Origin of the sequence: Zhenhengia yiwuensis (assembly GCF_014384995.1) — a bacterium.
GTDB lineage: Bacteria > Bacillota > Clostridia > Lachnospirales > Cellulosilyticaceae > Zhenhengia > Zhenhengia yiwuensis.
The window spans coordinates 55,360-66,187 of the sequence record NZ_JACRSY010000022.1; the positions used below are offsets into that span (position 1 = coordinate 55,360).

Here is a 10,828-nt window from a genome sequence, read left to right on the forward strand (position 1 = left end):
TTCTATACTACTTTCTTTCGCATAGAAAGCTCCAGAATGCACTTCATATAGTTCTTCATAACACACTTCCAGCCATGATGTGTCTCTCTAGAATAAAGCTTCTATATTACTCTTTCCTTCATTGCTTTTCCTTTATAAATTTTAATTATACATTTCAGTATATGATACTTTCATATTATAATGCATAAAAAGAAGGGTTTCAACTGATATATGAATCATTATATTAAAAGATTAGATTTTCGTGCTTATTTTACTATAATATAAAAAGTATAAAAATATAAGAAAGAAGGTACTTTATGTCTAATACTTCATTACATATTTTAAATGGGCAATGTCTATATGATTACCTTGAAACAAATAATCTTTTTAAAGAAGGCATTTATATTCCTTTTAATGAGGCTATGTGCGTCGGTAAAGTCACTGATCTACCTTTTACATCATCTTTTATAGCCAAGAGACCTCGTGTACATCATATTACTGCTTCAGACTATGAAGCTATTACACTCAATCCCCTTGCACCTCTTTTACAAACTGACTTAAATAAACATTTTGATGAAATCCATCTTTACTTTGATCATGATATGTTCTGCCAAATGAATCTACTTACCCTATTAGCTTATCTAGATACTATGCACTTTACAGGCAAGGTCAACTTTCATCTTATCTATACAGATTTTATCAACAAGGACTTACAAACTATCCAGATTTATCCACTTTCTTGTTCAGGTTATGCAGATATTTATAAAAAAGTTTTTATGAAAAAAGAAATCCCTTCCGCCCCTTTAATGCCTGTTCTTCAAAAAGGCATAAGGCTCTATCTTAATACCTTTGATGATGACTGGGAAGTTCTCACTTTTATCAAAGAGCATAAAAATTTATCTGATCGAAAACTGGCAGCTTTATTACTCCAAACCTTTACAGCCTATGGATTAGGAGATGTACAGTATCTAGATCTTATTAACAAGGTCCGTCTTAATTAACATTAAGACGGACCTTGTTACAGCCTTTCTATTTCCTTTGCTTATCTCTTACATCTATAAAGATAGAATATCACTATTTCTCTATATGAGTTGGAGTGGCCTCTTTTACCATAATCATCCCATCATAGCTTGTATCAGGTACTAAAATTAACGTATAACTCATCTTTAGTAATTTTTGCCACTCATTAAATTCAGAACCTATATTAGCCATAGACTGTGAATGTTCAAGAATAGCTTTTAATTCTGGATGAGTTTTTGCCTTTTCAAAATCTAAGAAGTACATATTATGAGGTAAATCCATAAACTGCTCTATAAGTGTATTGTTATTTTTGAGTGTAAAATGCTTCGCCTCTCCTTTTGAGTTATTGGCTCTAAAAGTACTTTGGTAAAAGTCTGTTCCTATAGCATAGTAAGCATCTCCAAATTCATCAAATAAACGGCTCCCCATAGTCGTATAAGAAAGCCCTGATTTAGACTTTGTAATATGTCCATTGTGACCTGTAATAAAAAGTTTCTCATCTTCTTCATACTCTAAAATCCATTTCACCTTCTGAGTCATATAAGTATCTCTTGTCTGTGAATAATTAGCTTTTCCTAACTGCAACGTTGCATTTTCTTTAAGACACTGAGCATATTGAAGGGCTAAGGTGTATTCTTTTTCACTGGTCTCTTTTATATAAATAGCCCTATTCTCACTCATTTCCATCATTAAGGTATTTAGCTCTGATAAGGCGTATTCTATCTTTTCCTTAGCTTGTGTGTAGACTGTCGCATTATTTAAGTCAGCTAATTTTTCTTCATAGGATTTAGCGAGCTTCTCATCTATTTGACCTAAATAGCTTAGGAGTCCCTCTTTACTATAATCATATCTTTGCATATCAAATCCGTAAAACTTAATCTTTTCATCATCTGTTACACCCTGATTATAGTTATGCATCCACTGCACCAAATTTTCCATTTCCTGCGTACGGTAAATTTCAAACCCAATGGCCTCTACTGCTTCTTTAGCAGTTCCTTCACCTGTTAGTATATAATCATTCACTTTCTGGCAACCTCCAAAGTCGCCTTCTATAGCAAAGATTTTACAGCCATTATGCTCTAATACTGCTTCAAAAACCTCTTGTTTCAACACCTGGAATTCTGAATTACCATGTGTTGCTTCCCCAAGCCCTATAATCTTCACATCATCTGGGACCTTAATAGCTTCAATATCTGTAACATACTGCATCATATTCTCTACTTTTTTAGCTTCTGTCTGCATAGCACATCCTGTAACAAGACAAGCCGTAATACTTATACTTATTAATCCCTTTATCAAACTTCTCATTTTCATTTTTTCTCCCCCTTTTACTCTACAATTTTGTAATAATTTCTTGCTGTAAGGCTATAAACAAATGTATATAAGACACTAAATATAAGAACTGTTACAATAAGACATCCTATAAATAACATACTATTTTCAAATCCTAATATAGCTAACATTTTAAGGATAATTTTAGAAGCTACCATAACATGAATAAAGGCTACTATAACAGGTAGGAAGAATACAGCAATGACTTGGGAACGTATAACCTTTCTTACCTCCTCCTTACTCATACCTACTTTTTGAAGAATCTTAAAACGCTCCTGATCATCATAGCCTTCAGAAATCTGCTTATAGTAAATAATTAAAGCTGTTGCCATACTAAAAAGAAGCCCAAGGAAAATCCCCACGAATAAAAGTCCACCATACATCATCTGATAATCTGCTCTTGTAAATCGCTCGGATGCTACAGCAGCATTGATAAATCCTGCCTGTTCTAGTTCATTCTCTATAGCTTTCATGAGCTCATAATCACTCTTTTTATTGGCATTTGTATCAAATCCATAGACATAAGAAAAATCAGATTGACTCTCTACTTTTCGCTCTAAACTTTGGTAGATTTTTTGGATAACCTCTTCACTTTCTACAACGAAAATATATCTTTGTATAATGCTTGACTGAAACATCTTACTTATTTCCACTTCTTCAAGCTGTTTTTTAATCAAAAACTTATCTTCTCCAAATTTTACACTATCTCCTTTAAGCTTATTCCCTTGTTCATATACAAGTACTTCTCCTGGCTGTAAAACTTCACTTTGTTCTTCTAAAGTATTATAAACATCAAGTGGTATAAGTCCTACACCACTGAGATCATCAAAATTAAATCCATTTTTTAAAGGCTCTTTAAAGCACTTACCATCATATTCAAGCATCAAATAATGAATCTACTGAGTATAAATATTGGACATCTCAATACCTAATTGATCACATACTTTTTGGATAACCTCTTCTACTAAAGGTATTTGCTCCTTTGTGATTTGTTCTACTACGGTCATCATTTCTCTATCATATTGACTTTTAATAATTCCATCTACACCTACAGCAATACTAGAAGTAGCAGAAAGCATAATAAGTACTGCTGTTGTTAGTATACAAATATTAGCAAGCCCTACCGCATTTTGTTTCATACGATAAATCATGCCTGAAAGTGTGATAAAGTTCGGATTTCTATAGTAAAGTCTTTTATTCTTTTTCAGCGCTTTTAATACGATAATACTGCCTCCTATAAATAGGGCATAGGTTCCTATCATAACTAAGATAACGGCTAATAAGAAAGTATCTATTGCACTTACTGGAGATTCTATTTGTAAGGCAGTAACATAACCACTACTTAAACTCATTATCCCTATAAGGGTGAGTAACCATCTTGATCTAGGCTCTTTCTCCCCTGCTCGTGCTTTTTGTAAAAGTTCCATAGGATTAGCTCTATAAATCTGCACTATATTCCATATTAAAATAGTACTATATATACCTATAAACACTAGACAGGTTAGACTAATAGATTGCATAGGAATCTCAAATCCCGAAGGCACTTCAAAATCAAAGATTTTTAATAGAATAAGAAGCATCATTTTGCTAAAAGCAATTCCAACTATTAAGCCTCCCACTATGCTTGCCATGCCTATGACAAATGTTTCAATACTTAAGACTTTAGCAATGTGTTTCTTGTCCATACCTAGTATGTTAAAAAGTCCAAATTCTTTTTGTCTACGTTTAATTAGAAAACTATTGGTGTAGAAAAGAAAAATTCCAGCAAATAACCCTACTACACCCACTCCTAGTGTTAATACATACTGAATACTTACACCATCATTCATCTTTCCTAATGTTTCACTAATGCTTAGAAACTGAATGATATAAAACATTACTACGGTACAGACTGAGGCTATCATGTAAGGCCCATAGGTTTTAGCATTCTTTTTAATATTCCTTATAGCCATTTTAAGATAGAACTTATTTCCCATTAAGTTCACCACCTGTCGCAAGAAGTGTAAGGGTATCTGCTATCTTGTGATACATTTCTTCCTTACTCATTGCCCCCTTATATATTTGATGAAAAACTTCTCCATCTTTGATAAAAAGTACACGTTTAGCATGACTTGCTGCTTTCGTACTATGTGTTACCATAAGTAAGGTCTGCCCTTCCTCATTAATTTCTTCAAATAGTTTCAGTAGTTCATCTGTAGCTTTAGAATCTAGGGCTCCTGTTGGCTCGTCAGCCAGTACAATTTGAGGGTTTGTAATAAGTGCTCTGGCTACAGCACACCTTTGTTTTTGTCCACCAGATAGTTCATAGGGATACTTTTCTAATAAATCCTTTATACCAAGCTTCTTAACCAAAGGTGCAAGCCTGCTTTCCATCTCCTCCACCGTTTTATCTGATAGAACAAGTGGTAAGAAAATATTATCTTTTACAGAAAAAGTATCTAGTAAATTAAAATCTTGAAATACAAAACCTAAATGTTCACGTCTAAAGGCTGCCAGTTCCTTCTCTTTCATTCCCTCTATACTTTGTCCATTTAACAAAATCTTGCCACTTGTAGGTCTATCAAGTGTAGCTAAAATATTAAGGAGAGTTGTTTTCCCTGCCCCAGACTCCCCCATAATGGCTACATACTCTCCCTTTTCTACCGAGAAACTTACGTTAGATAGAGCTATAACTTGGCTTCCACCAAAACGTGTTTGATATATTTTTTTTAAGCTTTTTGCTTCTAATAACATGATGATCTTTCCTCCTAAGCATTTTCTTGTCTCTAGTATAATAAAAAAGAGAAATGCTCCGCCATTTATATAGCTTACATTTCTCTTGTCAACCTTACACTTTTGTAAGGGCTACTTATTCAATCATTCTCTCTATCATCTCAAGATTAATGAAAACTTTTGTACCCTTTCCTACTACAGATTCTATTTTAATCGTATGTGATAATCTACTTAAGATTTTTTTGCATAAATAAAGCCCAATACCTGTAGACTTCTTATGCATATGTCCATTATAACCTGTAAAACCACTTTCAAAAACACGCGGTAAATCTTCCTCCTGAATGCCAATACCAGTATCTTCTATAACAAGTGTATACTTCTTGTCTTCATCCATATAAATAGAAATACTTCCTCTTTTAGTATACTTTAACGCATTGGATAACACCTGCTCTATTACAAAAAGTAGCCATTTTTCATCTGTCAATACCCAAGTATCTACACATTCATAATGAAGTGAAATCTTCTTTCTAATAAAACTTCCAGCATATTTATGTATGGCCTGCTTAATAATAGAGTCTAAATTTTGCCTTTTTAGAACAAGGTCTGTACACATATTCTCCATCCGCATATAATGTAATACGATTTCAACATACTCTTCAATTTTAAAAAGCTCTGCCAAAAGCTCTACTGCATCCTCTCCTTCCATAGTCTGCAGCATCAGATTCATCCCTGCAATGGGCGTCTTAATCTGGTGAACCCATAAAGTAAAATATTCAAGCATTTCCCGTGCTTTAGCATCTGCTGAAGATAAATCATCCCTTCTTGCTTTGTCTATTATCGTAACAATTTGATTATAATCTACTTCTATCTGATTCCTAAAAGAAGGTAACTGCTCAATCATACTTTGTGCATGCTTTTTAATATTCATAAGCTTTTCATGCTTTTTACAAAAGCTATAAAAACTTTCTACAAAGAAAATACTTCCTAAGACGAGGCATAATATCATTGCATAATATACTATTTCCGCTGGTACATTATATAAGAAAGGAAGCATGATAAAAATAGTGCTAAACACACTTAGCATCATAATAAGTCTCATATGGCACTTTAAATATATTTTTAAGTACCCCATAAATTTCCTCATCTTATCCTATACCCCACGCCTTTTTGTGTCACAATGAAGTTTACTATACCTATTTCCTCTAACTTTTTACGTAACCTTGTTACATTAACTGTAAGTGTATTATCATCAATATAATGATCGGATTCCCATAAACGCTTTATAATAGCATCTCTTGATACACACTTACCTGCCTGTTCCATAAGCACTATCATAATTTTTCCTTCATTCTTAGTGAGCCCTACAGTCCTGCTCTCATAAGTTATACTTAAATTATCCTTATCTAAAATAACGCCCACATGTTCAAGTAATGCACTTTGCCCTGCAAAATCATAGCTACGTCTTAGTAAGGCCTGTATTTTAGAAATAAGCACATTAAGATCAAAAGGCTTAGCAATAAAATCATCTCCTCCCATATTCATAGCCATGACAATATTCATATTATCTGCTGAAGAAGAAATGAACATTATAGGAACTTTCGATACCTTTCGAATCTCTGTACACCAATGATACCCATTATAAAAAGGTAAGGAAATATCTAAAAGTACAAGATGTGGTTTAAACTGCACAAAAATAGGAATTACTTCCTTAAAGTCCTCTATACGTAACACCTCATATCCCCATGCCCTCGCTTGCTTCTCTATGGCTTTAGCAATGATTTCATCATCTTCTATAATCAGCACTCTAAACATTTTCTATCCGTCCTTATCTTACTCATTTATGCCTCAAGCATAACATACTTATTATAAAAGCTACAATACTTGTACTATAATAAAAAATCTCATCTTAATTAAAATTAAGATGAGATTTTTACTATTTTTTATCTAATAAAACAATCGCCTGACTTGAAATACCTTGTTGGGTACCTGTAAAGCCAAGACCTTCTTCAGTTGTTGCTTTTACATTAATTTGATTTACCTCAATATTTAAGGCTGCTGCTATATTTTCTCTCATTGCCATAATATGTGGTGCCATTTTAGGTTTTTGAGCAATAATTGTTGCATCTATATTATGGACAACGGCGCCTTCCCTATCTAATATTCCTTTTACATGTTCTAATAGTTTAATACTAGAGATACCTTTATACTGAGGGTCTGTATCTGGAAAATGCTTGCCGATATCTCCGCCAGCTATAGCACCAAGTAATGCATCCATAATAGCATGTACAAGTACATCTGCATCTGAATGGCCAAGTAATCCTAGTGTGTGTTCAATTTCCACTCCACCTAATATAAGTTTTCTATCTTCGACTAATTTATGCACGTCATATCCCATACCAATTCTTAACATCTTTTCATCCTCTTCCTTTGTTTCTCTTCATATCCTTTAAGCTTTAAGTATCTATCTGCTTAGAATAGGTTCAAATTTTTTATCTATATTATATACTAACTTTCTATACCTTTAAATATACACCCTAAAAAAATGGAACCTCCCTAAAACACCAAAACACCTAAGCCACTTTAATGACTTAGGTGCCCTTATTAATCAACTATTTGAATCCCAATTCCTACTAATCCTGGTCCCGTATGTACACCAAGTGCTGGACTAATTTGGCCTTCTATAAAATCTTTCATACCCGGTAATGCTTTTATAAGATCTGCTTTCATATTTTCAGCTTCTTCTTTTGCATATCCATGAAGTAAAGCTATATTATAATGTTTTCCTTTAGAGGCAAATTCTACTGCTAACTCTTTCATTTTTTCTATAGATTTCTTTCTACCTCTTACTTTGGCTACATTATAATAAACGCCTTCTTCATTACATGAAATAATAGGTTTTAAATTTAGAACAGTTCCAAGTGTAGAAACAACAAGGCCAATACGTCCACCTTTTTGAAGATATTCTAATGTATCTATACAAAAGAATATTTTTGAGTTTATAATTTCTTTTTCTACTCTTTCTTTAAGTTCATCAAAACCCATGCCTTGTTCAATATATTTAGCTGCTTGTATAGCATTAAAGCCTCCGCCAATAGAAATATTACGTGTATCAATGACTGCAATTTCTAAGCCTTCATACTCTTTAGCAATCATTGAAATCAAATTAAAAGTACCACTTAATCCACTTGATAGCGTAACTATTAGTACTTTTTCATAACCATCTTCTTTAATCTTGGCAAGCTTCTCTAAAATCTCTCCTGTGCTTGGAAGCGAAGTTTTAGGAATTTCCTCTGAAAGTTTACTATAAACTTCTTCTGCTGTAATATCTACACCATCTGAATACTCACGTTCTTTATAAATAATTTTAAGTGGGATACTATACATATTATATTGTTCTCTAATATGTTTTGGAATATCTATACCTGAATCTACTAATAAAGCGATTTTTTGGCTATTCATCTTCAAAACCTCTCTTAACTCCATATTTTATAGAATCTCTTTTTATTAATTACAATCATACCTTATCTTATATATTATTTCAAGTAGTTTTTAAAACTATATAGTTTTTTATATATAGCAAAAAGCAGATACTTAAGTATCTGCTTCAAAGAATAGCGGAAGACGGATTTGAACCGCCGACACCATGGGTATGAACCATGTGCTCTAGCCAACTGAGCTATTCCGCCATATATTGTTTTCATAAACATGGTCGCTATAGGGCTCGAACCTATGACCCCCTGCTTGTAAGGCAGGTGCTCTCCCAGCTGAGCTAAGCAACCATATTAAACGACCCAGAAGGGACTCGAACCCTCGACCTCCGCCGTGACAGGGCGGCGTGCTAACCAACTGTACCACTGGGCCAATCATTATCCTTTTGGATAGTGGAGACAAAGGGATTCGAACCCTTGACCCCCTGCGTGCAAGGCAGGTGCTCTCCCAACTGAGCTATGCCCCCAAAAGGTTGTAGTGAAACAAAACAGGGGCAGTAGGACTTGAACCCACGACATCCGGTTTTGGAGACCGACGTTCTACCAACTGAACTATACCCCTTTATAAACTCCCCGAGTAGGGTTCGAACCTACGACCCTTCGGTTAACAGCCGAATGCTCTGCCGCTGAGCTATCGAGGAATGTCTCACTGACAAAATTTATTTTACACGAATCATTGACACTTGTCAACGGTTATTTTAATTTTTTTACATAAATTTTCTAGTTTTCTTTGTAAGATAGAACTGAGCTTAAAAATACAGTAAAACAAATCAAAGTTATTTTCATTCCCTATATAAGTACCTACCTGACTGTTATTCATAAAACATGCACCTAGAAACAGATAAAGCAAAATCATCATAAGCATTAAAATAGCCACGCTAATAATATTTAAAGAACTTACACATTCCGCTCTTCTACTCCTTAATGTGCTTAAGATTACTAATAACTTTAATCAAAATGCTAAAATTAAGTAGATAACCTCTAATTACACCTATAAGTCCTATGGCACAATTCCTTTAAATTAAACTGTTCTAGATGGAATAATAAAATACTAAAGTAAAGACTCTAAATAAAACAATTTAATAGCAGATCTATTTTATATTCTGTTCCTCTACATTATAAAAAACTTTATAGATTTTAGTAGACGATAGTAGCATATCCCCTACTCCTACCTAAGCAAATTAAAATAAGCACTGTACTCATAATGACTATTTTGAGTACTAAATCAAAAGTATCTCTAAAATAAGTCTTTACATAGTTCATGGCACTAATCATATTAGTACTTACAAAGACCTGTCTTATTATAAATTAAGCCTGCCTGCATCATTCTCCTAAAAGAGAGTTCTTCTTGATAAAGACTTATATTACTGGCTAATCTCTTTAACCCTAGTTTTCACTTTTTTAATACTAGAAAGTTCCAATTTTATTATAACATAAAAAAGCAGATACTTAAGTATCTGCTTTAAAAGTAGCGGAAGACGGATTTGAACCGCCGACACCATGGGTATGAACCATGTGCTCTAGCCAACTGAGCTATTCCGCCATATATTGTTTTTATAAACATGGTCGCTATAGGGCTCGAACCTATGACCCCCTGCTTGTAAGGCAGGTGCTCTCCCAGCTGAGCTAAGCGACCATATTAAACGACCCAGAAGGGACTCGAACCCTCGACCTCCGCCGTGACAGGGCGGCGTGCTAACCAACTGTACCACTGGGCCAATCATTATCCTTCTTGGATAAGTGGAGACAAAGGGATTCGAACCCTTGACCCCCTGCGTGCAAGGCAGGTGCTCTCCCAACTGAGCTATGCCCCCAAAGAAGTAAAGATTGATTTGTTATCCTTTTGGATAGTGGAGACGAAGGGATTCGAACCCTTGACCCCCTGCGTGCAAGGCAGGTGCTCTCCCAACTGAGCTACGCCCCCAAAGGAATAAATATTAAAAGTAAAACAGGGGCAGCAGGACTTGAACCCACGACACTCGGTTTTGGAGACCGATGTTCTACCAACTGAACTATACCCCTTCATTATACTTTCAAAACTAAACATAACCATTTTATTTAACCTTGTTTTTTAGGTCAAACCCTCGAACCGTTAGTATTGGTCAGCTACACATGTTACCATGCTTACACCTCCAACCTATCTACCTCGTAGTCTACAAGGGGTCTTACTCCATTTCTGGATGGGAAGTCTTATCTTGAGGTCTGTTTCACGCTTAGATGCCTTCAGCGTTTATCAGTTCCAGACTTGGCTACTCTGCTATAGGCTTGGCAGCCTAACAGATGCACCAGCGGTCCGT

Annotated in this window: 9 protein-coding genes, 12 tRNA genes, 1 rRNA gene and 1 other annotated feature (1 of these 23 cut by a window edge); of the genes, 1 reads left to right on the forward strand and 21 read right to left on the reverse strand. The window is 34.6% G+C overall.

The annotated features are described in order from the left end of the window. Nucleotides 1-131: a binding site (T-box leader), on the reverse strand (it extends 91 nt beyond the left edge of the window). 165 nt (nucleotides 132-296) lie between these two features. Next, the gene (locus H8718_RS13450) at nucleotides 297-980 is read left to right on the forward strand and encodes an AraC family transcriptional regulator (protein WP_177671680.1); all 684 of its coding nucleotides are present in this window, start codon (nucleotides 297-299) and stop codon (nucleotides 978-980) included. 73 nt (nucleotides 981-1,053) lie between these two features. Here the strand turns inward: H8718_RS13450 and H8718_RS13455 are convergent, their stop codons facing one another. The 21 genes from H8718_RS13455 to H8718_RS13555 all read right to left on the reverse strand — a co-directional run. Next, nucleotides 1,054-2,313, reverse strand: coding sequence for an erythromycin esterase family protein (locus tag H8718_RS13455; protein ID WP_249333295.1), 1,260 nt, complete (start codon nucleotides 2,311-2,313; stop codon nucleotides 1,054-1,056). A gap of 14 nt (nucleotides 2,314-2,327) precedes the next feature. Next, nucleotides 2,328-3,218, reverse strand: coding sequence for an ABC transporter permease (locus tag H8718_RS13460; RefSeq protein WP_249333296.1), 891 nt, complete (start codon nucleotides 3,216-3,218; stop codon nucleotides 2,328-2,330). Nucleotides 3,219-3,227: 9 nt separating this feature from the next. Beyond that, nucleotides 3,228-4,307, reverse strand: coding sequence for an FtsX-like permease family protein (locus tag H8718_RS13465; protein WP_249333297.1), 1,080 nt, complete (start codon nucleotides 4,305-4,307; stop codon nucleotides 3,228-3,230). Beyond that, nucleotides 4,297-5,064 (reverse strand): ABC transporter ATP-binding protein, encoded by a 768-nt coding sequence (locus tag H8718_RS13470; RefSeq protein ID WP_283246230.1) that lies wholly within the window; start codon nucleotides 5,062-5,064, stop codon nucleotides 4,297-4,299. Before H8718_RS13470 ends, H8718_RS13465 begins: the two co-directional genes overlap by 11 nt. Before the next feature lie 115 nt (nucleotides 5,065-5,179). After that, nucleotides 5,180-5,971, reverse strand: coding sequence for a sensor histidine kinase (locus tag H8718_RS13475; protein ID WP_330597712.1), 792 nt, complete (start codon nucleotides 5,969-5,971; stop codon nucleotides 5,180-5,182). A 212-nt stretch (nucleotides 5,972-6,183) separates the two neighbouring features. After that, nucleotides 6,184-6,855, reverse strand: a complete 672-nt coding sequence (locus H8718_RS13480; RefSeq protein WP_249333299.1) for a response regulator transcription factor — start codon at nucleotides 6,853-6,855, stop codon at nucleotides 6,184-6,186. A 121-nt stretch (nucleotides 6,856-6,976) separates the two neighbouring features. After that, complete coding sequence (ispF, locus tag H8718_RS13485; protein WP_249333300.1) at nucleotides 6,977-7,453, reverse strand: 2-C-methyl-D-erythritol 2,4-cyclodiphosphate synthase; 477 nt, start codon at nucleotides 7,451-7,453, stop codon at nucleotides 6,977-6,979. 191 nt (nucleotides 7,454-7,644) lie between these two features. Beyond that, complete coding sequence (locus tag H8718_RS13490) at nucleotides 7,645-8,502, reverse strand: DegV family protein (RefSeq protein WP_249333301.1); 858 nt, start codon at nucleotides 8,500-8,502, stop codon at nucleotides 7,645-7,647. Between the two features lie 153 nt (nucleotides 8,503-8,655). Next, a tRNA-Met gene (locus H8718_RS13495) sits at nucleotides 8,656-8,729 on the reverse strand. 20 nt (nucleotides 8,730-8,749) lie between these two features. Further along, a tRNA-Val gene (locus H8718_RS13500) sits at nucleotides 8,750-8,822 on the reverse strand. 8 nt (nucleotides 8,823-8,830) lie between these two features. Beyond that, nucleotides 8,831-8,904 (reverse strand) — tRNA-Asp (locus H8718_RS13505). Nucleotides 8,905-8,925: 21 nt separating this feature from the next. Continuing rightward, nucleotides 8,926-8,998 (reverse strand) — tRNA-Ala (locus tag H8718_RS13510). Nucleotides 8,999-9,020: 22 nt separating this feature from the next. Then, nucleotides 9,021-9,093 (reverse strand) — tRNA-Trp (locus tag H8718_RS13515). 7 nt (nucleotides 9,094-9,100) lie between these two features. Continuing rightward, nucleotides 9,101-9,172: transfer RNA gene (locus tag H8718_RS13520), tRNA-Asn, on the reverse strand. 828 nt (nucleotides 9,173-10,000) lie between these two features. Next, nucleotides 10,001-10,074, reverse strand: a tRNA-Met gene (locus H8718_RS13525). A gap of 20 nt (nucleotides 10,075-10,094) precedes the next feature. Further along, nucleotides 10,095-10,167 (reverse strand) — tRNA-Val (locus H8718_RS13530). Between the two features lie 8 nt (nucleotides 10,168-10,175). Further along, nucleotides 10,176-10,249, reverse strand: a tRNA-Asp gene (locus tag H8718_RS13535). A gap of 23 nt (nucleotides 10,250-10,272) precedes the next feature. After that, a tRNA-Ala gene (locus tag H8718_RS13540) sits at nucleotides 10,273-10,345 on the reverse strand. 37 nt (nucleotides 10,346-10,382) lie between these two features. After that, nucleotides 10,383-10,455: transfer RNA gene (locus H8718_RS13545), tRNA-Ala, on the reverse strand. 25 nt (nucleotides 10,456-10,480) lie between these two features. Next, nucleotides 10,481-10,553 (reverse strand) — tRNA-Trp (locus H8718_RS13550). A 50-nt stretch (nucleotides 10,554-10,603) separates the two neighbouring features. Further along, nucleotides 10,604-10,828, reverse strand: a 23S ribosomal RNA gene (locus tag H8718_RS13555); the annotation flags it as partial.

Excerpts from the sequence above, each read along its gene's own strand:
- H8718_RS13450 (WP_177671680.1), top strand. The coding sequence starts at position 297 with ATGTCTAATACTTCATTACATATTTTAAATGGGCAATGTCTATATGAT.
- H8718_RS13455 (WP_249333295.1), bottom strand. The coding sequence starts at position 2,313 with ATGAAAATGAGAAGTTTGATAAAGGGATTAATAAGTATAAGTATTACG.
- H8718_RS13465 (WP_249333297.1), bottom strand. The coding sequence starts at position 4,307 with ATGGGAAATAAGTTCTATCTTAAAATGGCTATAAGGAATATTAAAAAG.
- H8718_RS13470 (WP_283246230.1), bottom strand. The coding sequence starts at position 5,064 with ATGTTATTAGAAGCAAAAAGCTTAAAAAAAATATATCAAACACGTTTT.
- H8718_RS13475 (WP_330597712.1), bottom strand. The coding sequence starts at position 5,971 with ATGAATATTAAAAAGCATGCACAAAGTATGATTGAGCAGTTACCTTCT.
- H8718_RS13480 (WP_249333299.1), bottom strand. The coding sequence starts at position 6,855 with ATGTTTAGAGTGCTGATTATAGAAGATGATGAAATCATTGCTAAAGCC.
- ispF (WP_249333300.1), bottom strand. The coding sequence starts at position 7,453 with ATGTTAAGAATTGGTATGGGATATGACGTGCATAAATTAGTCGAAGAT.
- H8718_RS13490 (WP_249333301.1), bottom strand. The coding sequence starts at position 8,502 with ATGAATAGCCAAAAAATCGCTTTATTAGTAGATTCAGGTATAGATATT.